This window comes from Gilliamella sp. LMG 34362 (genome assembly GCF_984569125.1).
This window is the reverse complement of sequence record NZ_OZ474902.1, coordinates 1,164,129-1,190,112: the sequence shown is the minus strand read 5'-3', so window position 1 is coordinate 1,190,112 and position 25,984 is coordinate 1,164,129. Positions and strand designations below refer to the sequence as shown.

Here is a 25,984-nt window from a genome sequence, read left to right as displayed (position 1 = left end):
CTTAATCTTTATAACGAATTTTTGCGCGTGCAGTTAAGCGCGTTAATAACTCATAAGCACTAATTCCTGTGTGCTTGGCAATTTGTTCAATAGGTAACTCTTTGCCCCAAAAAATAACTTCATCTCCCGGTTTGTCTTGGCTATTTTGACCTAAATCTACCACAATCATATCCATTGAAACACGACCAACAATAGGTAAAATTCGCCCGTTAACACTTACCAGTGTATTTGCTGGAATACCTCGAGGATACCCATCACCATATCCCATTGCCACAACCCCTAAAATGGTATCACTTTTACTAGTCCAAGTTTGTCCATAACCAACTGATTGCCCTTTCAGATGTTTACGAACCGTGATTAATTCCGATTTAAGTGTCATAGCTGGTTCAAGATCTATCACTTGCTCAGTAAAAGGTGAAACTCCATATAAAGCAATACCAAGTCGAATCATATTACGATGAGAATTAGGCCAGGCGAGTATACCACCTGATGCAGCTATTGATTGCTGGCTACCCACTAAATTCGCATCAAGAGAATGAATAAACTCATCAAACAGGGTCATTTGTTTATTGGTTTGTGTTGAACTTAATTCATCAGCACTACTAAAATGGCTAATTATATTGATTGGTTGACGAATAACATTACAGTTGGCTAATCGATTAAATTCTGCCACAGCCTCATCAAGATGAAAACCTAAGCGGTGCATACCTGTATCGATTTTGAACCAAGCTGTGATTTCATTTGCAAACGGAATGGTATTTAATGCATCAATTTGCCAACTAGAATGAATGACTGGTTGTAGATTGAAATCCAGTAAATCATTAATATCATCGTGAGGAAAAAAGCCTTCTAACAGTACAATGGAACTGCGAATACCGGATTGACGTAACGCAATCGCTTCAGAAATACGTGCAACGCCAAAACAGTCAACCCTATCCTCAACTAACTTAGCTACACCTTCCATACCGTGACCATAAGCATTTGCTTTAACCACAGCCATTAATGTGCTATCGGGAGATTTTTCCCTAAAAAATTCAATATTATGTAGAATCGATTTACAATTCACTTCTACAACAGCAATAGACATTTTATATAACCTAACATATAAATGAAGCTTCTATTGTAAAATTTGTTACCAATAATCACAATTAAAAAATCGGTAATTTACAAGATTTTGTTTGAATAAATTAAATGATAATAAAAAATTGATTTCGTGATAATAATAAGTAATATATTGTTAAATATTGATAATTTTCAACAAAAAAGTCTTTATTCCACAAATTTTGATAAAAGTTATAAACTAATTTTTTTGTAATTGTTGTTTGATACTTTCTATAAAATTTTCCATGATAATAGGCAAACAATTCCCTCTTTGCCATTTGTGTAAAAATTTCAATTGTTGTTGGGTTAGTTGAATATTATAAAATATAGGGCTTGCCAAACTATCATTCATCGCGCTAGTTAACTGTCGTGGTAATATTTTTTCTTGTTTTTTTAAAGAATTTGCATCGTGATTAACATTTTTCTTGTTAATATTTTTTATATATTTTGAATCTGAATCTAAACTTAATATCTGCTCAAACCAATCTTGATAATTAGATAATTCAAAATTTCCCTTTAATTCATAACCCCATTCTGTTTTAACTGCACACGGTAATCGTTGCTTTATTTGCATTTTAGGAAACGCACAAAAAACTATCAGTTGATTATTAAGCTTTTTAACCATATTGCTCATAACTTTTAATTCTTGATGATAATATTGACTTAAAATATACGCTGATTGATTATAAGCTCTAAAAAAAATACCTTCTTCAATTAAACTTAAATAATTATGTCGTTGGGATATACTTAATTTTTCTTCTATAAACATGTCTGTTTTTTACTCAAATTTTTCGGCGGTGTATCGCTATGCGCTACTTCGCCGGTACTAAAAATTACTGTTCGCGGGCGCTTTGCGCTTGCGAACAGAATTCATAAAACATTTTATTTTTAATAAATAAACTTATTTTATATGTTTATTAATGGTTAATATTTCAAACATAACATTTTTCAATTTATATTTTTATTACCAATATTTATCACCATACTTTGATGCTTCAAATAAAAAACTATTTAACACAACCTATCATATTAGAACTTTTACCAATTACTTAAATCATAATTCCATTCATATTCTTGTATTATCTCAATATCCAATTTCATCAAATTAATAAACTCTAAGATCTTTCAGCAAATCAACCTTTACAAATAACATAATGTGCATTTGTATCAACTCCAACTCCTACGTCGCCAAGATATAAACCTATTCTAAAATGAGCTGAGTTATCTCCAGAAAGAGCCCCCCAATATTCTGAAGTCCAATATAATTGATCTGCCCAATTTGATTGAGGATAATTTTTTGGGCTTATTGGTCCCCATTCACCTAATATTGTTCCATCAATGGCTCGAGTAAATGCATTATATTCGTATAACCAATTTTGTGGAGCTTGATTTCTAGGAGAATTGGTAAATTCTTTTCGAGTTAGTAATCTACAATAGTTAGACGCATTGGTCCAATTATATGACCAATTATAAGGTATAACCCAATTACTTCTTGGATCAAAACTATAGTCAAGTTTAATTGAAGTATTTTTCTTATATGTTGCTCTAACCGTAACTTTTCCCAATGGTTTATCTTTTAATGTAATAAAACCCATTCCATCAATTGAAACATTATTTCCAGGATTAGCCACTATACTATAACTATAATCACGCTGCGCTCCGCTCATAAGTAACTGAAATTTTGCACCGGGAAATCCACTAGTTGGAAATAATTTTCCAGTTAAAGTGTTAGTGACCTTATATCCATAATCAGGTACATAATCACTAGTATATCCTCCACCATTTCTTACATGAGGTTTAGAATCTTTTTTTATATTCCACCAATTCTTATTGCTATCAAAACTAAAATCATTATCTTGGTTATTGGTTAACCATTGCATTTCTGGTGATATAATAGTTGAGTTAGGTTTGGCATAACAAATTTGCGGTTTTGCAGCAATTTGGTATACTTTCTTTATTGTCACGAAATCACTTTCTCGTGGTATTCCATATTGTGAAATGGCTTGTGCTTGATTGCTTATCTCTAATCTTAACGGCATTGGATAACCACTTCCACAACCAATTATCTTATTTTTATCTTTATCGGGTATTTTAACCCCATTCGCATCAAACCATTGCCAATAAGTTGTTGTCATCAAAAACGGTTGAATAGGATCGATATTATCTCCATCTACATCTTGATAATTCTTTTGATTGTCTAATGACTGATAACTAAATAGCTTTACAACAAAATGATTAAAGGTTAAATTGCCATCAAACTCTTTTATTTCGCCTTCTCTTATATTGCCTGTTGATTCACTATAAAATACACCATTTACTGTAAAACCATGTTTATCTGCAGCTATTTTAGCATTAACCAATTCGGGAGCATTACCTCGGATAATATTAGTTGTATGTGCCGACAAAGCATATGCTTGACTAAGGGGTAGTGAGATAAAATACATTGAAAAAATAAGCAAACACCTAGCGATTTGCGATTGTAAACTGATTAAATTTGAAGAAAAATAATTAGTTAAATTTAGAAATAGTCGAGGATAGATAAGACTTAATAAGTGTAATTTTTCTACTAAGCTAAGTAGAAAATTATGGCTGGCTGGCTGGCTGGCTGGCTGGCTGGCTGGCTGGCTGGCTGGCTGGCTGGCTGGCTGGCTGGCTGGCTGGCTGGCTGGCCTCTAAACAACTGTATTTTAACATATTTTCAATCCTTTGTAATATATCTTTTTGTTTTATTTAAAAAACAAAATAATAACTTTAAAATTATAAAGAAGTTCCCTTAATTTGGCAAACACTGTCTAAGTACATTTTGTTAAGATATGTAAGTTGAAAATGGCAATACTACATCTAGTCGATTAAAGAAAAAGCTTTAAATTAAATGAAAACATCTTCAAAAAGATAGAAAATTGGCAATTATTCGTCCATAAAAACCCCTTTCCTCAACTTTTTTGATTAAAAAGTTAACCGTTTTTAAATTAAACTCTCGCGTCTCTTGTTTGCTGTCTTTTGTGATTAACTGTTATAATCGATTTTTACTATTTCTTATTTGGGAATAAAGCTATGTATATTATTTATGGCATTAAAAATTGTAATACCATGAAAAAAGCATTTACTTGGCTTGATGAGCATCAAATTAATTATCAATTTCATAATTATAAAACTGATGGTTTATCAGCAGAACTATTAAACGATTTATTAAAATTAGTTGATTGGCAAAGTTTACTAAATACTCGAGGTACAACTTGGCGTAAACTGGATGAAGCACTGCGCGATCAAATTGATAATCAAGATGCTGCAATTAAAATTATGTTAGCCAACCCATCAATTTTAAAACGACCATTGCTTATTGATGGTAAACAAGCATTATTAGGCTTTTCTGAAGAAAGCTATTCACAATTTGTTAAACCTCAACAATAAAATAGAGATCACCATGACTGAACCCGTTATTGCCCTAACCAAAGCATTGATTGCTGAAAAATCAATAAGCCCTGATGACAAAAATTGCCAACAGATAATTATCGATCGTTTAAAACCACTCGGTTTTGTTATTGAAGAAGTCAATATCGGCAATACCAAAAACCTCTGGGCCTATCATGGTGACTCAACAGGAAAAACCTTGATGTTTGCCGGTCATACTGATGTTGTACCGGCTGGAGATGAAAGTAAATGGAACTGCCCTCCTTTTGAGCCAACTATTGATAAAAATGGCATATTGTATGGTCGTGGAGCTGCAGATATGAAAAGTGGTGTAGCTGCTATGGTTTGTGCTGCTGAATCATTTGTCAAAAAATACCCTGAACATGCTGGACGAGTCGCTTTCTTAATTACTTCAGACGAAGAAGCTGATGCCAGCGATGGTACGGTTAAAGTAGTTGATTTATTGATAAAACGCCAAGAACATATTGACTATTGTATTGTAGGTGAACCATCAAGTGATAGTGTGTTCGGCGATCAAATTAAAAATGGTCGACGAGGCTCTTTAACGGCAAATTTAGTCGTGCATGGTATTCAAGGCCATGTTGCTTATCCTCACCTTGCAGATAATCCTGTACATAAATTTGCACCAGCACTAAATGAGTTAGTCGCAACAATATGGGATAATGGTAATCAATATTTTCCTCAAACCACTATGCAAGTGGCTAACATTAATGGTGGAACTGGTGCTGAAAATGTCGTACCTGGTGAGTTATCCGTTCAATTCAACTTCCGTTATAGTTGTGAATTGACCGATGAAATGATTAAATCTAAAGTCGATGCTATTTTACAAAAACACAACTTAAATTATACCTTAAATTGGCGATTGTCTGGACAACCATTCTTAACTCCTCAAGGTGAACTGACCGACGCTACAGCTAGTGCCATCAAAGCATTTACACAGATTGATACCAAACTATCAACCAGTGGCGGCACATCTGACGGCCGTTTTATTGCTAAATTGGGATGTCAAGTCATTGAATTTGGAGTAATTAACAAAACCATTCATAAAGTAAATGAAAATGTTAATTGCCAAGATATCATTACATTACAAGCTATTTATATCGATATTTTAGAAAAATTGTTACTTGCTTAAATATTTGCTCAGTTAATTGATATTTGTGTGTTGTGTGAACCTGAATGACAATACACACATATTAGCTAAATAGTAGCAAACCTATAATGCTAAGGAGATAGTAATGGAGTGGCTTAAAGATTACTGGTGGCTAATTATTATCGTGTTGATTGGAATTTTTATTAATACCATTAAAGCGCTAAATAAACTGAGTTATAAGGACTATTTAGAAAAAAAGAAAGGGATAAAACCTATCCCTTATAGTGATAATGAAGATGACGACTGGCCATCTCAACCTAAGCAAAACTAATTTATTTATTGCCGAAAATCATGACCTTGACTAGCAAAGAGAGCTTGGTGACGATAACGATCTACCCACATTGCTGTCGCACCACAAACCGCAATGGGCATAATAATTAAATTTAATAATGGCACCATGGTAAAGAAACTAATTAAAATGCCAAATAACAAATTATCCCCTCGATGTTGTTTTAATAATTGCCGCATATGCACAAAAGATACCTTATGATTATCAAATGCATAATCAGCATATTGAATATTGATCTGCCACGCGGTAAATAAAAACCAAACTATTGGGGTAACTGATTGGCCTATGACCGGAATAAAATAACTCAGTAAAATCGGAATCGCCCACAACAAATAATTAGCTAACTTTTGTAGTTCCCGTTTTAAAATTCGAGGCAGATCTTTAATCAAACTGATCCATGAAGTATCTGGTGCCGGAATTCCAGTTAATTGTGCTTCAACCTGCTCAGCCAGCAAGCCATTGAAAGGGGCAGCAATAATATTAGTGATAGTACTAAAAAAATAACAAAATAAGATCACCAAGGTTAAAATCACAATAAAACTGATAATATAACCTAACCAATGTAGCCAACTAGGTAAAAATGATAAACCCCAGTCCACCATGCCGGTAATTGAGACAAAGAACCAGTAAAAAAGTGCCGACATAATAATGATATTAGCAAGTAACGGTAAGAAAACAAACTTTTTTAGGCCAGAGCTAAATGCTAATGTCCATCCTTCAAGAAAATATTCAATACCGCTTTTCGGTTTTCGATTTTGGTTAGGATTCGAATATTGATGATGCGATGGTTGTTCTAACATAGGTGTTGTCAAAATTTATTCCTTTTACTTTAATTTGGCGACATTTTAAACGTAGATTAAATTAGACAGCAATACACTTTACGCTTTTTAGTATTAAATTATTTTGTTTACATACAGTCAGGTTGGTTATTTGTGAACCAAGATTTGACTTCATGTTTAATTGACTTAATTAATTGATTACGGCCGGTTAATTGATATTGTTTTATTAATTCTGATTCACTAGTCTTTTGTTGCACTAATGCTTTAAGTAGTGGCATTGGTGTTTTACTATGGTTAACATTTGTATAAGCCAAACGACACAATGAAGCATAACAAGCTTCAAATGGTCGATGATAATCACAAAATCCTTGTAAAACTTGATAATCATCTAAAGATAAGTTTTGTTGATCATTGATTGTTAACAATTGATTAAACGGCAAATCGATAATATTCGCAAGCCAATAGGCATTACGTTGTAAACACTGTACTAAACGTTGTGTTAGCAGATGACCTTGCTGAGTAATTGGCTTTATTGCCATCATAGAATAACTACCAGAATTCGCTTGTTTATGGCTAGCAATGTGTACCAATACAAATCCACAAGCAAGCCAAAACCGATAATTTGCTTCACTATAAGCAAAACTAACCGAAATAAAATCATTATTATTTATGGATGCATGTTGATAAATATGTTGTACTAAATATTTAGCTATCTTTTGACGTCGATAAGGTTCAATAACCGCAATACGGTTAATTCTAACCGACTTAAGTTTAGCTGCCAGTTTATCACCAGCATGAGCTACCAGTGATTGTGCAACCAAATTACCTTTAGGTCGGCGAGTACCTCTCCATACTTCATCAATTAGCTTATTTGGCAAATTTCCTTCATTAATTGTTACTGCTGCTGCAATAAGTTGTTCGGTATGATTGACTTGCCACACCGATAAATTTTCTGCATCAAATAACCTTCTTAAATCAACCAATGTTGTTTGATAATGCGCCATTTTCAATAAATAAAAAATTGATTTTAGCGCATCAATATCTTGCCTTTCAGTGATAGAATAGCTAATTGTATGTTCATCAATTTCCGATTTTATATCGCTAGTTGATACGCCATTGAGTAACAATTTATCAGTTAACCGTTCTAAATCATCGTTATCTTGCCAACGGATTGGTTTATCTAAATAAAATTGCCTAGTGGATTGTGTTTTTAATAACTTTAGTAAAAAACCTTGCCCAGTACCTTCATAACCTTCTACTGTGGTGGTCAGTAAAATTTTGCTTTGTTTAGACAATGCTAATTGCAATATTTTTTCTAGCATTGGTAATGGTATCATGGCAGCTTCATCAATAATTAACCAGTCAGGAAATTGATGTTCATTCATGACCATTAATTGATCAGGTGCGTAGAATGATATATCAGCCTCAGCAAACTGGAAAAAAGTAACTAATGCATTTTTATTAGGTGCTGTTACCCAACATCTCCGATGATGAGTAAACAGCCCTGCCAATGCTGATTTACCTCGGCCTCGTTTTGCTATTAATATATTTAGTAAACTATCACTTTGCAATAATTGTGTTAGCACTATTTGCTGTTGAGTTACATCGCCATCTTGATTTTCCAAGGATTGGATAATTGGCATATCAACATGTGCAAATTCCAGCAATGTTTGCTGTAAATGACGAATAAAATTAGGTACCATAATTGGCGTGGTTGATTCATTCCAACGTAAACTATCTTGATCAAGCCAATTAGAATAACTTTCAGGTAGAAGTAAAATAAGGACACTATTTTTAATTAAGGTACCAGTTAACATAGCAAAAGCATCAAGATTAAAACCGTCAGTGGCATCAAAAATAGCATGCTTAAACTCTTGTCCAAGTAAAGATTTAGCTTGATTTGGATTAATATAATGGTGAATAACATTTGGTACATCAGTCTGCGTAGTGACCGTTACCCAATCACCAGGAAACTGATTAATTATAGCGTTAATTTGATTAAATAATTGGGTACGACAACCTTGTAACACCCATAGTTTTCTGGTGCTAGTAGGATTAATCATCAATTAACTTTTTCCAATTAATAGTGACAATATACCAGCTGCAATTAATGGTCCAACTGGCACACCTTTGAAAAAAGCAACCCCAATCAAGGTACCAATAATTAAACCATTAACAATAGTAGGATGAGCGCCAATTAATGATATCCCTCGAGTACCTAACCATGACACTAAAATACCAACTAAAATGGCTAAAATTGATTGCCAAGAGGTAAATGATTTTAAAATTTCGTTGATTTTTAATGAACCATCAGCCAAAGGAACCATCATTGCTGCAGTTAAGATAACAATACCAATGGTTAAGCCATATTGATTTAAGAACGGAAAATAGCTTGCTAGTGGTGTTAATTTAAATAACAACAGCAACAATACCGCAAAGGTCACTGTGTTATTATGCGTAACATAACACAGTGCAGCTAAACCTAATAAAAGAAAAAAAGAGATATCAAATTGGGCAAACATTAAAGTGGAACACCAATACGTTTGGCAACCTCTTCATAAGCCTCAATGACACCGCCAAGTCCTTGACGGAAGCGATCTTTATCCATTTTTTTCAAGGTTTCTTTTTCCCATAAGCGACAACCATCTGGAGAGAACTCATCACCTAAAGTAATTTCACCCTTGAATAAACCAAACTCTAACTTGTAATCAACCAGAATCAAGCCGGCTTTATCGAACAAGTCGGTTAAAACAGCGTTGATTTTAAAGCTAAGTTCCTTCATGGTAGCTAACTGTTCGTCAGTTGCCCAGCCAAATGATTTACAGTGTGACTCATTAACCATTGGGTCATGTAGTGCATCATTTTTTAAGAATAGTTCAAATGTTGGTGGATTAAGGATTTTGCCCTCTTCAACCCCTAAACGCTTAACTAATGAACCAGCTGCACGGTTACGCACCACACATTCAACTGGAACCATATCAAGTTTTTTAACCAGTACTTCATTGTCTGATATTAGGGCTTCAACCTGAGTTGGTATACCTGCTTCACGTAACTTTGTCATAATAAAATAGTTAAATTTATTATTTACCATCCCTTTACGATCTAACTGCTCAATGCGCAGTCCATCAAAGGCCGACGTATCATTACGGAATTCAAGAATCAATAGATCAGGGTTGTCAGTGGTGTAAACAGTTTTTGCTTTACCACGATAAAGCTCAGCCAACTTCTTCATGTTTATAACCTTATATCAAATTGCCAATAAATAATTAAGGAGCTATTCGCCCCTTAATTTCAAATCAAGTATCGTTACCTTATTGTATAATCTTTCATTATAGTATCAATAAAGGTAACCAAAAGTTACTCCACTATTGGGTTAAAATAGCCTTTGTACCGTTTTAACTCGTGTAGATGATAGATTCTCGGAACGTTAAATTAGCGATCATTTCTGATGCCATCGCGAATATCATCTTTAAGGTCTTCTTTCAGCGCTTTATTTGGATCTGATTCTTTATCATCTTTTTTATCTTCATCTGTTTTTTCTTTAACCGGTACAGTTCGTAGCGACTCAGGGGCGACATCATCCATTATTTGATTAAATAATCCAACAGCATAACGCTGAACTTCGATCGGTTGTGACATAAGATCTTCATTACCGCGCGTTAATGTATGTAACACAATAGTAATTGTTTCTGTTTCACCTAATATTTGACGTTTAAAAATATATGATACATCGACCGGTTGTTGTTCGTCCCCTCGAGCAATAACAGCATTACCTGTTTTAATGGTATTATTGTCACTTGCAACGATTGAAATATTTTGCTTAGCCAATGTGTTTGGGATACTGTTCCAAACACCACTACTAATCGGTGCGTTAAATGTTACTGTAGCATTATTATAAATAGCAAATGCTTCATCAACTGTTGTAATCGGCACCGTTGGTGGACGAATGTCAAGATGTTTACCTAATGCACCTTCAATATCACTATTATCAATATAGAAGTCACCGGCTTCAATTGGTACAGAAACCCCTTCTGGAATAACTAACGCTTTTAAGGATGGTGAATTAAGGTAGTCTTCATTACCATCAATCTCTCGTTTATAATTTTGATCACTACTACAGCCAACAAGAAATATAGAAGCAAATGCAGATATAATAGCTATTCTTTTAAAGGCATTGCTTTTTAATACAGTTTTATTCAACATAAATTCCTGCTTATAAATTAAGGGTTATAGTCAATATTACAGTAAATTAGCATCTTTTAATGCTTGCTCAACTACCGGAATGGCTGAATCACTTAATGGTACTAATGGTAAACGAATTGTTCCATTTGCCATTAAACCTAATCTGGTGCAAGCCCATTTTGCTGGAGTTGGATTAGGTTCAATGAATAAATTTGTATGTAATGCCATTAAAGTATCATTTAAAGCTCGAGCCTGTTGAATTTGATTATTAATTGCCAACTCATAAACCGTCGCTACTTGTTTAGCTGCCACATTAGCAGTAACTGAAATAACACCATTACCCCCTAAAATAATGAAGTCTAAGAAAGTTGCATCATCGCCACTTAATAACTTAAATTCATCACCAACCAATTTACGAGTTTTGTATACACGTGAAAGATCGCCTGTTGCATCCTTCAACGCCACAATATTTTTAATTTCCGCTAATCGACCTACAGTTTCCGGCTTAATATCACTACAGGTTCGACCTGGTACATTATAAAGAATTTGTGGTAATTCGGTATTTTCTGCGATAGCTTTGAAATGTTGGTATAGGCCTTCTTGGGTTGGTTTATTATAATAAGGAGCTACTGTTAAACAGCCTACCACACCAATATTTTCAACTTGACGAGTTAATTCGATCGCTTCTTTAGTAGCATTTGAACCAGTTCCAGCAATAATATCAATACGCCCATCAGAATAATCAATTGTGCGTTTAATAACATCAATATGTTCATGATGATTGAGTGTAGCTGATTCGCCAGTAGTTCCTACTGATACAATAGCAGATGTGCCATTTTCAATATGATATTCGACCAATTTTTTTAAGCTTACATGGTCGACATTTCCTTTCGTATCCATTGGAGTAACAAGTGCGACCAGACTTCCTGTAAACATAAAGCGACCTCTCATATTTTTTGTTTGTCAAAACAACTTAAAGATTAAAAAAACTGCGAATAAGTATGCGATATTTCTTATTTAAATTCAACATTTGTTATGCAGGATTATCAATATCGACAAAAATAATTTCTAAGTCATAGTGATTAGATAACCATTCACCTAATTTTTTGATACCACAACGCTCAGTTGCATGATGACCAGCGGCATAAAAATTAATACCATATTCACGAGCGATATGAATAGTACGTTCCGATACTTCACCGGTAAAAAAGGCATCAATGCCTTGTTGAGCTGCCGATTCAATAAAATCTTGACCACCACCACTACACCATGCCACTCGATTAATTACAGTTGGCGCATTATCACCACAAAACAGCACTGAACGTTGACCATTATGTAATTTTTGTTCAAGTTTTTGTTTAAACTCTAGCGCTGTAAGTGGATTGTTTAAAGTGCCTGTGAATAATAGATCGGTTATGTCTTCACGCATATCAACTGTAATATCCAACATTTGCCCTAGCAATACATTATTACCTAAAACAGGATGACCATCTAATGGCAGATGATAACTATATAAATTAATATCATGTTTGAGTAAGGTTTTCATTCGATGATATTTAATCCCAGTAATAGTTTGTGGTTCATTCTTCCAAAAATAACCATGATGAACCAACACAGCATCAGCATTAAGTTCCACTGCTTTATCTAACAATAATTGACAAGCTGTAACTCCTGTCACAATTTTTTTAACTTCCGATCGTCCTTGAACCTGTAATCCATTTGGTGCATAGTCACGATATCTTGTCACTTGCAATTCATTATTGATGATTTGTTGAAGTTCAAATTGATGCAAAATAACCTCACTTTTTAAATTTAACCCGCTCTATGTATGAAAAACGCAGATAGAATCAAACAATTTGAATTAATTAAACTTTTTTCACACAAAAAACTAACTAACGACTTTCTAATTATAGTCGCTTTCTCAAAATATCTCACGTATATTATCGAAAAATAGATTTCGATTTAACTACTGAAATTTATATTATACAGACATTGATATAAAGGATTTATGAAACAATGAAAACTCTCGGTGAATTTATTATTGAAAAGCAATCGGAATTCCCTCATGCCACTGGGGAATTAACTGCACTTATTTCGGCGATTAAATTAGGTGCTAAGGTTATTAATCGAGATATTAACAAAGCAGGATTAATAGATATTTTAGGCGAAAATGGTTCAGCGAATATTCAAGGTGAAAAACAGATGAAACTTGATGTTTTTGCTAATGAAACGTTAAAAAATGCACTTGAAGCAAGAGGAGTCGTAGCCGGTATAGCATCGGAAGAAGAAAATAATTTGGTTATTTTTGGTAAAGACCGCGCAACGGAAGGAAAATATGTCGTATTAATGGATCCGCTTGATGGTTCATCAAATATTGATGTAAACGTATCAGTCGGGACAATTTTTTCAATTTATCATAGAATTACCAAAATAGGATCCCCTATTTCAGAACAAGATTTTTTGCAACCTGGTTATAAACAAGTAGCTGCTGGTTATATTATTTACGGCTCATCGACTATGTTAGTTTATACTACAGGTTGTGGTGTACATGCTTTTACTTATGACCCTTCATTGGGCGTTTTTTGCTTATCCCATGAAAATGTCCGTTTCCCAAAACAAGCAACTACTTATTCGATTAATGAAGGTTACTATTCTAAATTTCCTACCGGAGTCAAAAAATATATCAAGTATTGCCAAGAAGATGATGATAAAACACATCGCCCTTACACTTCACGTTATATCGGTTCATTAGTATCTGATTTTCATCGAAACTTATTAAAAGGTGGTATTTATATCTATCCTAATACAGCTCAGTATCCTAAAGGTAAAATCCGTTTGTTATATGAAGCAAATCCAATGGCATTTTTAGCAGAACAAGCTGGAGGAAAAGCAACTAACGGATACCAACGAATTTTAGATATAGAACCAGAGCAATTACATCAACGCACACCTTTTTTTGTAGGTATGAAATCAATGGTGGATGACGCCGATCGTTTTATGGCCGAATATAAAGATTGATATATAGATGAATGATAAATTAATTTATTATTCATCATATTATTTAATTCATTTAGCTAACATTTTGAAATTTATGGTTAAATTTTTATAGGTTTAATTATTTCAGTTACTCGTGATTATTATTTATGAAACAATAGTTTTAAAAAACTTGAACTTTACTCGATTTCATAAAAAATTAATATTTTTAACATGATGATTAATTATGATTTAAAGCTAAAAAATCTTACCAGCTAAGTTGCAACATATTTAATGGATATAAACTCAAAAAAGTTCATTAATATCTAGCAATTATTATCCATTACTTAACCTACTAAACGAGGCATTTTATTAGCCCATAAATAAAAAATAACATAAGCAATCTAGGCAAAACTTTCTTCCAAAGACGTATTAAGTTTCTTATGATTCAATGTTTAATCTAAGTAAACAGTTAAAAATTACGGTTAATCTAGTCGAAATAAGCAAAAACTGGCATAATAGCCAACAATTTTTGCCAAAATAAGATAATGCATTGTGCCAAACGCTAAATTATGTGAACGCTTTCGTGGTTTCTATCCTGTTGTAATTGATATTGAAACATCAGGGTTTGATCCTAATCAAAATGCAATTTTAGAAATTGCAGCTATTACATTGAAAATGGATGATGAGGGCTTTTTAGCACCAGATGAAACGCTACAATTCAATGTAAAACCATTTGAAAATGCAATTTTGGAGCCGACAGCTTTAGCATTTAATGGTATTGATCCTGATAATCCGTTACGTGATGCAGTTGATGAAAAAATCGCATTAGAAGCGATATTTAAACTTGTGAGGAATGGTATTAAGGCCAATGACTGTACCCGAGCAGTTATTGTGGCTCATAATGCTCATTTCGACCATAGTTTTTTAATGGCTGCATCTGAACGTGCAGGCATCAAGCGCAATCCTTTTCATCCTTTTGCTACCTTTGACACTGCTTCGCTTAGTGGATTAGTGTTTGGTCAGACCGTCCTGGCTAAAGCGTGTGAAGCAGCTGAAATGCCATTCGATCATAAACAAGCCCATAGTGCCTTATATGATACCGAAAAAACAGCCATTTTATTTTGTGAAATTGTTAATCGCTTTAAACGACTTGGTGGTTGGCCATTACCACATAATGATCAACAAGCGAAAGAAGCAATTGAGCAGCAATTAGATTGAAAAAAACGAAGTCAAAACTATAAATAAAAAAGAGAGTCACAAACTCTCTTTTTTACATCCTGCTTTTTTTACATACTAAATATTAAGATTTATGTTTTTCGGCAGTTTGTTTGATCAAAGTCTGTAATTCACCAGTTTGAAACATTTCTAACATAATGTCACAACCACCCACTAATTCACCTTCAACCCAAAGTTGCGGAAAGGTTGGCCAGTTAGCATATTTTGGTAATTCAGCTCGAACATCGGGATTTTGTAAAATATCCACATAGGCAAAAGGTACACCACATTGTGATAATACTTGTACCGCTTGTGCCGAAAATCCACAACTTGGCAATTTTGGTGATCCTTTCATATAAAGAATAATCGGATTTTCAGCGATTTGCTTTTTAATCTTATCAAGTGTGGTTAATTCAGTTGTCATTGGGTTAATTCCTTAATATGTCCATAACAATAAAGTTGCTATTTTAACGTAGAAAAAGTTCAAGTTATACAGATTTATTTGTTTACTTAAAGAGAAAAATATAAATCGAATAACATTCTTTTAAGTTATTAAGCCACTCTAAATTATTTGGATTGTGTATTTTAATTACTTATGTCAACAAAACGATTATGCTTATGAAGTATTTTGACATAAATTTTTATTAATAAACATTCATATTAATAAATTAACCTCATTTATACTATATTTATTATCTTGCTCAAAAGTAAGACTAAGATGCAATACAGTCTCCCTTCCGATTGTGGTAATCTCTAAAATAACCATGTATATGCTCATCAAGTGCATTTACATTAAACAAATATTATTCAAAATAACCATAGAAGATAGACTATTTTTCCATCATCTATTTTTTTATGGCGAAACGCAAACTGCTCGGTTATCTCCGCTATAATGTCCATAGTAAAAAACTCGGCCATATGCAGAATTGGTTACTAAGGGACGTCCATTATACCTTGAGCTTCTATTCTCCATATTATTGGCTGTTAAATACCAATAACTATCCCAATCACTTTCTGAATAACCATGGCAAGCACCAATAAAGCTATCAATTACGTTACTTCCGTTCACCAAACAGCCCCATTCATTAAAGATTCCCCCCATCCAACGATCTCCATCTTGATAGCTTAATTGACGCTTATAAGAACGATAGTAAGACTCTAAACCACCATCTGAAATTCCTCCAGTCCAACCTTCCGCTCTATCATTGGCAGTGGTTAATTCGTTCACTTCAGGTAAATGATAATTACCTAAACTACGACAATAATTTTTTGCTTGCTCCTGATATGATAATATTACAGAGTTATCTCTTATTCTTTCGTTGCCATACGTTACTCCTGGTTGGACAATATACCAACGCATTAACTTAAACTCATATAATAAATTACGTTTACTTCTATCTGCATACAATCTAAATGTTACAGGTCTAAAACTTTTATCAGCTGAATTATAACGTGGTCCAACAAGTTGAACCTTCAAAGCGGGCTCTACCACACCATAAGGCCTTGTTGACGCTGGTCCTCTAAAAGTATGCTCCCATTTTTCAGTCGTGCCAGCACTCAGTAATAAACTAACATTTCCCCCTTCTACCGCACTTACCGTTCTACCATTAACCGCTAACGCTTCTTCTGGAGTAATACCTGAAAGTACCATATAAAAATACAATCCATGAGAACCTGTACTCGGGAAATTATTTCGCATCATTGAATCTTGACCTTGATAATCACCATCGTTATTTAACTTCATTACCTGATAACCTCTAGCGGCTCGAGGACCATTAAGTGGCCCTACTACCTCCCATAAATCACCAAACTCAAAGACAGCTGATGACGCTGATAGAGCGTCAGGGACTAAATTAGGTTGTACATTACATACTGATGCTGCGGAAGCACTAGGTTGGAAATAATAAGTATGACTATCACTACTAATAAAACTAGCTTTAGGTTCACCATAGGTTGTATTTAATTCATTATCACTGACACTGATTGTTAATCGATATGGTCCATGGCAAGCATTAATCACAGAATCTGGATCACTACGAACTGCTTCAGTAATATTGGTATAAGAATTAAAAGAATTCTCTCTCTCAACTGTTCTATTTCGAACAGCCCAAACAACACTAATTTCACCTGTTGCGGTTACTGTAATATCACCATTGCTATCATCAAAACCATCGCCATCATCATCATAAAAGTAATTAAAAGGTGGCCTTGCTAAATCATTAAAATCTATTTTGGGATAATAAACGTTTCCTTGCGAAGGTAGAGGAACATGGGTTTTAATATTAGAGTAACGCTCATCTAAATTTGGTAAAATTATTGGATTGGTGGAGCTTGAAGTATCTTGAGTCGGCTTAATTACCGTTCCATCTGATAAGGTTATGCTTAATAGATCTTCGGCTCCTTCAACTTTTGTTTGTCCTCCATCTATGCTTAAATAAGGAGCGGAGCCATGAATAACACTATTAGTAACAACCGACAAAGCCTGACTAGATAAAGGAAATGAAAAAATAATTACAGGCGTTAAAGTCACAAAAGACTTCATCTGAAAAAACAGGCTTGATAAATCCCTTAAAAAAGAAATGAAAGATAAACTACAACGAAATGATAAACTTTGCCTGCAATAACTATAAGAATTAAAATTATAGGTTAGGCATGTTTGGTGTTTGGTGTTTGGTGTTGTAAATTATAATGCATTTCGACAATCCTGTCAATTAAATTTATGATTAATTTAATTTTTATCTAAATTTATTCGTTTAAATAACTAATAAATGATCAATAATCCCACCTAAAATTATAGAGATAAAAAAAAACCATACAACACTTTTTTGTTGTTTAATATGTTAATATTTTGTAAATATTATTAATAAGTTACACTAAAAAAAACATTCGATACTATAACCTTCTTTTCCTTAATTTTTTCACTTAAAAAATTGCTTTTCTCAAAAATATTAAAAGATCTAATATTTTCCCTCTATTTAGTTATAAGAAAAAAATATAACTATATATAAATATATTATTTAACAGCTAAATTAAGTTTTTATATTATAATCACTTGCTTCATAATTTTAATAAATAAAAAAACAATGCATAAATTAGCCAATCGACTCGATCACTTTTCTGATTCAGTTATCCGTCGGATGACTCGGATCGCTAATCAATATCAAGCAATCAATTTATCTCAAGGGTTTCCTGATTTTGACCCACCTAAACCTTTAATTGATGCATTAAAACAAGCTGCGGATGATGGTCCTCATCAATATGAAATTACGTGGGGTTCAGCTGAATTTCGACGTTTGTTAGCTAAAAAACAACAAAAATTAATGAATATTGATATCAATCCAGATGAAAATGTGCTGGTAACATGTGGTAGTACCGAAGCAATGATGTGTGCGGTAATGACGGTCTGTAATCCGAAAGATAAAGTTATTATCTTTTCACCTTTTTACGAAAACTACGGGGCAGACGCGATTCTATCCGATGCTACCCCAATTTATGTACCGCTAATTCCACCAACATTCGAATTTGATAAGCAACAACTTCGACAAGCTTTTGAACAAGGAGCTAAAGCTTTAATTTTATGTAATCCTAGCAATCCTTGTGGCAAGGTATTTACCAAAGCAGAACTTGACTATATTAGCCAACTAGCTATTGAGTTTGATGCTTACATTATTACCGATGAAGTTTATGAGCATATGGTTTATGCACCGCATCAACATCTCTATTTGGCTAGTTTTCCTAATATGAAAGAGCGAACAATTTGCTGTAGCTCACTATCGAAAACCTATTCGATAACAGGTTGGCGACTTGGCTATATTATTGCTGATAAGAAAATTATTGATGGTTGTAAGATGATTCATGATTTTCTTACCGTTGGTGCTGCAGCACCATTACAAAAAGCTGCTTGTGCTGGATTAGCTTTAGGTGAAGATTATTACCAACAATTAACCCAAATCTATACTGATAAACGTCATTTATTTTTAAGTGGCTTAGATGACATAGGACTTACATACTATGAACCTCAAGGTGCTTATTATGTCTTAGTTGATATTTCAGAGATTAATCCTTTCAATACTGATTTTGAATTTTGTGAATGGTTAATCAGAGAGGTGGGTGTAGCTGCCGTACCAGGCTCCGCCTTTTTTAAGCACCCTGAATATCGCTATATTCGCTTCCATTTTGCAAAACAAGAACCAACGCTAATTGCAGCTTTAGAAAGATTATCCAAACTCAAGGAAAAATTATCATGTTTAAAAAACTAATTGTGGCTAGTTTAGCTATTTTATCGTCTTTAATTGTCTTAACTGGTTGTGACAATGCTAAAAAAGAAAATCAAATTACGGTAGGTGTTGCCGCTGGGCCATATGGTGATATGTTTAAACAAGCTATTGCACCAGGTCTTGAAAAGAAAGGTTATCAAGTAGAAATTCGTGAATTTAGCGATTATGTTCAACCAAACTTAGCACTAGCCAATAAAGAAATTGATGTTAATTTGTTTCAACATTTAACTTACCTTAATAACTTTAAACAAGCACGCAATTTAGATATCACTGCTGTTGGCTTTGTACCAACTGCTGGCGCTGGAATTTATTCAAATAAAATTACTGATTTTTCACAATTAAAACAGGGTGATCAAGTCACGATAGCTAACGACGTAACTAATGAAGCTCGGGCATTACGCATTTTAGAAGCCGCTGGATTAATTAAGCTCGATCCAAATGTAGATAAAAATAATCTCACCCCTAACAACGTAATCGAAAATCGTTATGGATTAAATATTGTACCAATTGAAGCACCACAAACACCACGTTCTTTAGATAGCGCTGTATTATCAGTAGTTAATGGCAATTATGCGATTGGTGCAGGGTTAGATCTTTCAAAAGCGCTTTATCAAGAAGTATTAGATAAAGATCTCAAAAATGTTATTGCGATTCGCAGTGAATCTAAAGATAAATTAGGCAAAGACATTATCGACGTACTTAAATCACCAGAATTTGCTCAAGTGATTAATGATAAAAATGGTATTTTCTATACCTTCCAAAAACCAGATTATCAGTTATTTTAATTATGCAAACTAGCCCATTAATTCAGGTAAAAGATGTTTCGGTACGATTCGAAGCAAATCAGCAAGTGATTGAAGCCGTAAAAAAGGTCTCATTTGATGTTAATCAAGGCGAGATCTTCGGTATTATAGGATCGAGCGGCGCAGGCAAAAGTACATTAGTAAGAACGCTTAATCGGCTTGCAGATCCCTCTTCCGGACAAATCATTATCAATGGTGTTGACATAAAAACCTTGCGCGGTCGTCAACTGCAAGCATTTCGTTTTCAAGTTGGGATGATTTTTCAAAACTTTAATTTGGCGTCATCGAAAACTGTCTATGAAAATATTGCATTTGTGCTTAAAGCTGCCGGAAAAAAAGGAGATGCAGTAAAAAATAGAGTCACCGAATTACTTAATTTAGTTGGGTTAAGCGATAAGGCTAATGCCTACCCTGCCGAACTCAGTGGTGGGCAAAAACAACGAGTTGGCATTGCTAGAGCGCTTGCCAATGATGCTAAAATTCTATTATGTGACGAAGCGACGAGTGCATTAGATCCAACTACCACTAGCGCAATACTTGATTTATTAAAAGAGCTCAATCAAAAATTTGCATTGACCATAGTACTAATTACCCATGAAATTGATGTGGTTAAAAAGATCTGTCATCGAATTGCGGTAATGTCACAAGGCGAAATAGTGGAAATGAACACTACATTTAACCTTTTTTCCGGACCTAAACAGCCCTTCACGCAAAAATTTCTCAATATTGATGAAAACACTCATTTACCAGATATCATCAAACAAAATGCCAAAGGTAAATTAGTACGTTTACGTTATATTAACGAAAATACTACCCAACCAATACTATATCAATCAGCAATTGAAACTCAGGTGGCATTCAATATTTTGCATGGTTTTATAGAGTATTTTGATAATCAAGCGTTAGGGAATTTGGTGATCGAAATTATTGGGGAACCAGATAATATTCAAAATTTGATAACAAAATTAGCACAGCAAGAAGTTATTATTGAGGAAATAAATTAATGATAAAGCTCACCATTGCCGAAATGGCGCAAATGTTATGGCAAGCAGCTTACGAAACATTTATCATGGTAAGTTGGTCATTGTTAGCCGGTTTGGTATTCGGCACACTCATAGGTTTATTGCTGTTTTTAATGTCAAATCAGTTCTTCTTCAAAAACAGAATTATTAATAGTATCGCTAATTTTATCATCAATGCCACTCGTTCAATTCCTTTTTTGATTTTAATGGTTACTGTACTACCTTTGGGTGCGTTACTAGTCGGTACGACTGTAGGCCCCAAAGCGGTAATTTTCCCTCTTTCACTTGCAGCTATCGCATTTTATGCTAGGTTAGCTGAAAATGCATTTAGTCAAATAGATAAAGGGGTGATAGAAGCAGCGGTAGCTAGTGGTGCATCGCATATCCGCATTATATTCGGTATTTTATTTCCAGAAGCGATGGCACAATTGATTCGACACGCAACGGTTACCACCATTTCGCTTATTAGTTTTAGCTCTATGGCTGGGGTTGTTGGCGGTGGTGGTATTGGTGATTTAGCCATTCGTTATGGGTATCAACGCTATGTAACCGAAATCCTCATTTTATGTATTATTATTCTTATTTTTATTGTGATGGTGATTCAATACCTTGGTGACAAGTTAGCCAACCACTTCGATAAAAGTTATAAATAGTCGGAAATTCAGCATGAACAAACTCACAGACATTATTACAGATCCTAAACGTATCATTGCAAAAAATGCGATCCCACCATCACATTTAACTGATGGTTTAAAATTAAAATATGGCTATGCCGATATATTAGTCTACCCCAAAACCACAGTAGAAGTAGCTGCGATTGTTAAATACGCTAATACCAATAATCTTAATATTACCACTCGTGGTGCTGGTACTAACTTAGTCGGCTCGACTATTCCTAATGGCGGTATTATTCTTGATTTATCCTTAATGAATCATATTGTGGAACTGGACAAGCAAACATTCACCGTTACCGTACAATCAGGTATTTTACTGCAAGACCTACAACAGTTTGTTGAAAAACATGACCTTTTTTATCCGCCTGATCCGGGCGCTAAAAATGCCACCATTGGCGGAAATATTAGTACTAATGCTGGTGGTATGCGGGCGGTAAAATATGGTGTGACTCGAGATTATGTGCAAGCAATTGAAGTTGTAATGGCTGATGGTAGTGTGTTAAATATTGGTAGTAAAAATGTTAAAGACAACACTGGACTAGCTTTAAAACATCTCTTTATTGGCAGTGAAGGTACCTTAGGTATCATCACGCAATGTACTTTAAAACTGATAGCCAAACCAAAAGTATCACAAACATTTATTGTTGGTTTTAATACTATTGAACAAGCCATTAGTAGTATTACCACCGTGCTACATACCCTTACGCCGACTGCATTGGAGTTTGTTGAACGTAAAGTCGCACAATGGGGCGAACGGTACTCTGGTTTTAAATTCCCGCTACCAAATAGCCAAGCTTATCTAATTATTATGCTTGATGGTTCCGATCTACAAACCATTGAACAACAACGCAAACTGCTATTAACTAATTTAGGCGATTGTGACTATTTTGTTGCCGAAAATAATAATCAAACTAATCAAATCTGGACGATTCGAGGTTCGTTAGTACGTGCAGTTGAAGCAATAACAGAACAAGATCCAATCGATATAGTGGTACCAATAAATCGCATTAGCGATTTCATTAATTTCACCAAACAACTAGAAACACAAACCCACATGCGTATGTTAGCCTTTGGTCATGCTGGCGATGGTAACATTCATCTATGCATTTTACGTGATAGTCGTGATGACAAACAATGGCAATCTGATCTGGAAAATGTTCACCAAGCGCTTTATCAAAAATGTCTTGAATTGGGAGGATTGCCTTCTGCAGAACATGGCATCGGAACGGCGAAAGTAAGTTATTACAATGCTGCAATTCCTGAAGCAAATCGCCACTTAATGCGTACAATTAAACAACAGTTTGATCCTAAAAATTTACTGAATAATCAGGTTTATATGACTGTAGTTTAAGTTTACTAATATTAATATTCTGACAATTTATATTAGATGTAATGATCTAAAGCAGAGTTAAAACGCTTTATAACCGTTTTAATTATTTCATAGACAAATTTGAGAACAGGTTTTTTTTAAATTCTAAAAATCCCTTTTAATTAATGATTAAAAAGACTAAGTAACTATTCACTAATAAGTTACTTATCTTTTATATAAAAATTTGATATCTAACCTAATGTCTGTTGCTGACAGAAATTTTTATATAATCATTAAAAACACATCTACTTCTTATCAGTTAGGTAATTATCTATCCAATACGTTGACAAAAGTTAATTCTTTTTGTTCGTTGAACTGAGTGGAACTTATTAGTCTACACTATGTTTTAATCATAAAAATAATTAGAAATAATTCTATTTGATTGAATCCTTAAGAGGATAAATTTGTTGCCAGTTTTTTCACTGGCAACAGTGGTGAGTAATTACTGATGGAAAGTAGCTTTACGGGCTAACACAAGCTGCCCGATACTGATAGTCATAAGAATCATAAACCATAGGTTCGCCTACATTCATAGGATTAATTAATGGTTTTGCTTCATCCTCAGAGTCAGTAACATCTTTAGCTAAATTGTCAGTCCAATATGCATATGAATCCCAATCACTACCAGAATAACCACTGCAACGGTACTGATCACTACCTGCAGCATTCCAATCATTAACTAAACATCCCCATTCATTATTTATACCACCTACCCAGTTACCAGCCGAAAGGTAGCTTAACTGACGACGATACGCTTTAGAACCTCTACCAGCAATACCGCTATTCCAGCCATAGCGATATCGATTAGCATTAGTAAAATCGCTAATATTTGCCAAACGATAATTAGCACCTAAACTTGAACAATAAGCACGAGCTTTTGCTTGATAAGACTGCGCATCGCTCTTTGACCATTTTCTCGCATCACCTTCACCATAAGTAACTTTAGGTTGCGGAATATACCAACGCATTATTTTAAATTCATATAATGTGTGTGTCTCAGCACTATCGGTATAGAGTTTAAAAGTAGCGGGATTAAACGTTTTAGTGTTAGAACCACTATGTGGTCCAGATAATGTAACCTTTAATGCTGGCTCACTATTCCAATAAGGGATGGGAGCAGGTAATCTGTCATCATGCCTCCATTTTGGTGTAGATTCAACAGATAGTGATAACTTCACCCTACCACCTTCTTTAGCGATTATCGTACTACCATTGGCGGCTAACATCTCTTCTGGTGTTGCTCCTTTAAGTAGTAAATAAAAATATAAGCCATTTGAGCCAGTACTTGGAAAGTTATTATTGTAGACTGAATTTTCGCCTTCATATTCACCACTAGTATGCGCATTTCTTACTTTAAAACCTTTACTTGGAAAACCTCTATATTCATTATCTGAAAGCTTGGCTGAATCCCAAAGAGGGCCATCATAATCTACATTGATTATATTGTTGCCATAAGAAGCGTTATCATAAAGTAAATTCGGCTGAGCATAACAGACTGTTGGCAACATTTTAGCACTTATATAGTAAGTATGACTTTTTTGAGTAAAAATATTGTTATTAGGTTCACCGTATTCAGTTTTTAATTCACCATTACTAGTACTTATCGTTAAGCGATATGGACTATCACATAAACTAATCATTTCTCTAGGATTATTTTTTACTGTTGAAGTAATGTCAATATAGGCATTTTGAGCATTAATATCGGGCACTTTCGGATTCCTAGCCTCCCATTTCAAACTGATATTACCGCTAGCTGTTGCAGTAACATTACCATTTTCATCAAAACCATCACCATCATCATCAGCATAAAAGTTAAACGGCGAGCCCAGTAAATCAGAAATTTTCACTTGCGGATAATTAGGATTTCCTTGTTCAGTGAATGGAATAATGGTTCTAATCCTTGTAAAAGACTGTTTTGAATGAGGTAAATATATTGGATTAGTTATACTTGAAACATCATCACTAGGAGTGATAACTTTGCCATTAGAAAGAGTAATGCTTAATAAAGAATCACTATTATCAGCTTTAATGCTGCCATTACCTAAAGTTAAATAAGGTTGAGAACCTTGTATACTTTCAGCTGTAGTGACATTCAAAGCATAAACAGAATTAACCGTGATAATTATGAAAAAAAAACTGATTTTTTGTATCTTGTTAATTAGCCTTACTACTATAGTAGGATTGAAAGTTAACAAAAAAAGCTGCATATAACGTCCAGATAATAATTTATCTTTAGCAAAATTGCATGGTAGTAAATATTTAAATACTGAAAATATAAAACGATTTTCAATTACAAATTTAGAATAAATTCCCAACAATAATATTGAAAATAATTTCAAGTTATGACTGTTTTTTAAATAATTGTATTTAAACATACTCCGAATCCCATTTATTCACACTTCATTGTTTTATTGTTATAAAATTACTTTTCTGACAAAAATATAATCAAAACAAATTTAGTTATCTGTTTTGCTTTATATTTAATTTGGTAATACATGCATAAATTAATTTATGCTTACTAATTTTGAAGAACGACTGTTATTGATTTTTATCTATAGTGATACAAACTTTATCGTACAAAGGTTGATCGAAAACACACTTGTACTATTCAATTGAGAGAACTACAGTTTTGAAAATTAAATGTCTGCAATTCAATGAATTATCTATATTAATATTGCTATGGGGGGAAGTGGTTCACTTTAAGAATAAAAACAA

At 33.9% G+C, this 25,984-nt stretch carries 23 protein-coding genes; 10 read left to right on the top strand and 13 right to left on the bottom strand.

The window, feature by feature from the left end; all coding sequences use genetic code 11:
* Window position 1 precedes the first annotated feature (1 nt).
* The 3 genes from alr to AC5LWZ_RS05485 form a co-directional block, all read right to left on the bottom strand.
* On the bottom strand, window positions 2–1,087 hold the full coding sequence (alr, locus tag AC5LWZ_RS05495; protein WP_493464126.1) for an alanine racemase: 1,086 nt from the start codon (window positions 1,085–1,087) through the stop codon (window positions 2–4).
* Window positions 1,088–1,300: 213 nt separating this feature from the next.
* Window positions 1,301–1,870 (bottom strand): hypothetical protein, encoded by a 570-nt coding sequence (locus tag AC5LWZ_RS05490; protein WP_493464125.1) that lies wholly within the window; start codon window positions 1,868–1,870, stop codon window positions 1,301–1,303.
* Window positions 1,871–2,234: 364 nt separating this feature from the next.
* Window positions 2,235–3,506, bottom strand: a complete 1,272-nt coding sequence (locus tag AC5LWZ_RS05485; protein ID WP_493464124.1) for a hypothetical protein — start codon at window positions 3,504–3,506, stop codon at window positions 2,235–2,237.
* A gap of 649 nt (window positions 3,507–4,155) precedes the next feature.
* Here AC5LWZ_RS05485 and AC5LWZ_RS05480 point away from each other — a divergent pair.
* The 3 genes from AC5LWZ_RS05480 (at window position 4,156) to AC5LWZ_RS05470 (ending at window position 5,954) form a co-directional block, all read left to right on the top strand.
* Window positions 4,156–4,512, top strand: coding sequence for an ArsC family reductase (locus AC5LWZ_RS05480; protein WP_110448168.1), 357 nt, complete (start codon window positions 4,156–4,158; stop codon window positions 4,510–4,512).
* Between the two features lie 13 nt (window positions 4,513–4,525).
* Entirely contained in the window at window positions 4,526–5,665 is a 1,140-nt protein-coding gene (gene dapE / locus AC5LWZ_RS05475) for a succinyl-diaminopimelate desuccinylase (protein WP_493464123.1), read from the top strand.
* 103 nt (window positions 5,666–5,768) lie between these two features.
* Window positions 5,769–5,954 (top strand): YpfN family protein, encoded by a 186-nt coding sequence (locus AC5LWZ_RS05470; RefSeq protein WP_198199464.1) that lies wholly within the window; start codon window positions 5,769–5,771, stop codon window positions 5,952–5,954.
* A 5-nt stretch (window positions 5,955–5,959) separates the two neighbouring features.
* Here AC5LWZ_RS05470 and cysZ read toward each other — a convergent pair whose 3' ends face one another.
* From cysZ to AC5LWZ_RS05435, 7 genes are all read right to left on the bottom strand, one after another.
* On the bottom strand, window positions 5,960–6,772 hold the full coding sequence (gene cysZ / locus AC5LWZ_RS05465) for a sulfate transporter CysZ (protein ID WP_493464177.1): 813 nt from the start codon (window positions 6,770–6,772) through the stop codon (window positions 5,960–5,962).
* A 107-nt stretch (window positions 6,773–6,879) separates the two neighbouring features.
* On the bottom strand, window positions 6,880–8,814 hold the full coding sequence (locus AC5LWZ_RS05460; RefSeq protein ID WP_493464122.1) for a tRNA(Met) cytidine acetyltransferase TmcA: 1,935 nt from the start codon (window positions 8,812–8,814) through the stop codon (window positions 6,880–6,882).
* 3 nt (window positions 8,815–8,817) lie between these two features.
* Entirely contained in the window at window positions 8,818–9,273 is a 456-nt protein-coding gene (locus AC5LWZ_RS05455; protein ID WP_110448172.1) for a DUF441 domain-containing protein, read from the bottom strand.
* The gene (purC, locus tag AC5LWZ_RS05450; protein WP_493464121.1) at window positions 9,273–9,983 is read right to left on the bottom strand and encodes a phosphoribosylaminoimidazolesuccinocarboxamide synthase; all 711 of its coding nucleotides are present in this window, start codon (window positions 9,981–9,983) and stop codon (window positions 9,273–9,275) included. The genes AC5LWZ_RS05455 and purC overlap by 1 nt, the downstream gene beginning before the upstream one ends.
* 200 nt (window positions 9,984–10,183) lie before the next feature.
* Window positions 10,184–10,954 carry an NlpB/DapX family lipoprotein gene (locus tag AC5LWZ_RS05445; RefSeq protein WP_110448174.1) on the bottom strand — a complete coding sequence of 257 codons (771 nt, stop codon included), beginning with the start codon at window positions 10,952–10,954 and terminating at the stop codon, window positions 10,184–10,186.
* A 36-nt stretch (window positions 10,955–10,990) separates the two neighbouring features.
* Entirely contained in the window at window positions 10,991–11,869 is an 879-nt protein-coding gene (dapA, locus tag AC5LWZ_RS05440) for a 4-hydroxy-tetrahydrodipicolinate synthase (protein ID WP_110448175.1), read from the bottom strand.
* Window positions 11,870–11,966: 97 nt separating this feature from the next.
* Window positions 11,967–12,725: a Nif3-like dinuclear metal center hexameric protein gene (locus tag AC5LWZ_RS05435; RefSeq protein WP_110448176.1), complete on the bottom strand. Its 759-nt coding sequence runs from the start codon at window positions 12,723–12,725 to the stop codon at window positions 11,967–11,969.
* Window positions 12,726–12,949: 224 nt separating this feature from the next.
* Between AC5LWZ_RS05435 and fbp the strand changes: the two genes are divergently transcribed.
* Window positions 12,950–13,951: a class 1 fructose-bisphosphatase gene (gene fbp / locus AC5LWZ_RS05430; RefSeq protein ID WP_198199446.1), complete on the top strand. Its 1,002-nt coding sequence runs from the start codon at window positions 12,950–12,952 to the stop codon at window positions 13,949–13,951.
* Between the two features lie 510 nt (window positions 13,952–14,461).
* Window positions 14,462–15,127, top strand: a complete 666-nt coding sequence (gene rnt / locus AC5LWZ_RS05425) for a ribonuclease T (protein WP_294881976.1) — start codon at window positions 14,462–14,464, stop codon at window positions 15,125–15,127.
* 82 nt (window positions 15,128–15,209) lie between these two features.
* On the opposite strand, the gene AC5LWZ_RS05420 is transcribed toward rnt, so the two are convergent.
* A complete protein-coding gene (locus AC5LWZ_RS05420; protein WP_294892301.1) occupies window positions 15,210–15,548 on the bottom strand; it encodes a Grx4 family monothiol glutaredoxin in 339 nt (112 codons plus the stop codon).
* Between the two features lie 429 nt (window positions 15,549–15,977).
* Window positions 15,978–17,654: a hypothetical protein gene (locus tag AC5LWZ_RS05415; protein ID WP_198221712.1), complete on the bottom strand. Its 1,677-nt coding sequence runs from the start codon at window positions 17,652–17,654 to the stop codon at window positions 15,978–15,980.
* 553 nt (window positions 17,655–18,207) lie between these two features.
* On the opposite strand from AC5LWZ_RS05415, the gene AC5LWZ_RS05410 reads away from it, so the two are divergent.
* The 5 genes from AC5LWZ_RS05410 to AC5LWZ_RS05390 are packed head-to-tail and all read left to right on the top strand — an operon-like array spanning window position 18,208 to window position 23,251.
* Window positions 18,208–19,383 carry a pyridoxal phosphate-dependent aminotransferase gene (locus tag AC5LWZ_RS05410; protein WP_493464120.1) on the top strand — a complete coding sequence of 392 codons (1,176 nt, stop codon included), beginning with the start codon at window positions 18,208–18,210 and terminating at the stop codon, window positions 19,381–19,383.
* A complete protein-coding gene (locus AC5LWZ_RS05405; RefSeq protein WP_493464119.1) occupies window positions 19,368–20,186 on the top strand; it encodes a MetQ/NlpA family ABC transporter substrate-binding protein in 819 nt (272 codons plus the stop codon). Before AC5LWZ_RS05410 ends, AC5LWZ_RS05405 begins: the two co-directional genes overlap by 16 nt.
* A gap of 2 nt (window positions 20,187–20,188) precedes the next feature.
* Window positions 20,189–21,208, top strand: a complete 1,020-nt coding sequence (locus tag AC5LWZ_RS05400; protein ID WP_493464118.1) for a methionine ABC transporter ATP-binding protein — start codon at window positions 20,189–20,191, stop codon at window positions 21,206–21,208.
* Entirely contained in the window at window positions 21,208–21,879 is a 672-nt protein-coding gene (locus tag AC5LWZ_RS05395) for a methionine ABC transporter permease (protein ID WP_363317440.1), read from the top strand. The genes AC5LWZ_RS05400 and AC5LWZ_RS05395 overlap by 1 nt, the downstream gene beginning before the upstream one ends.
* A gap of 13 nt (window positions 21,880–21,892) precedes the next feature.
* Window positions 21,893–23,251, top strand: coding sequence for an FAD-binding oxidoreductase (locus AC5LWZ_RS05390; RefSeq protein ID WP_493464117.1), 1,359 nt, complete (start codon window positions 21,893–21,895; stop codon window positions 23,249–23,251).
* A 479-nt stretch (window positions 23,252–23,730) separates the two neighbouring features.
* Here AC5LWZ_RS05390 and AC5LWZ_RS05385 read toward each other — a convergent pair whose 3' ends face one another.
* Window positions 23,731–25,644: a hypothetical protein gene (locus tag AC5LWZ_RS05385; RefSeq protein ID WP_493464116.1), complete on the bottom strand. Its 1,914-nt coding sequence runs from the start codon at window positions 25,642–25,644 to the stop codon at window positions 23,731–23,733.
* Between the last annotated feature and the right edge of the window lie 340 nt (window positions 25,645–25,984).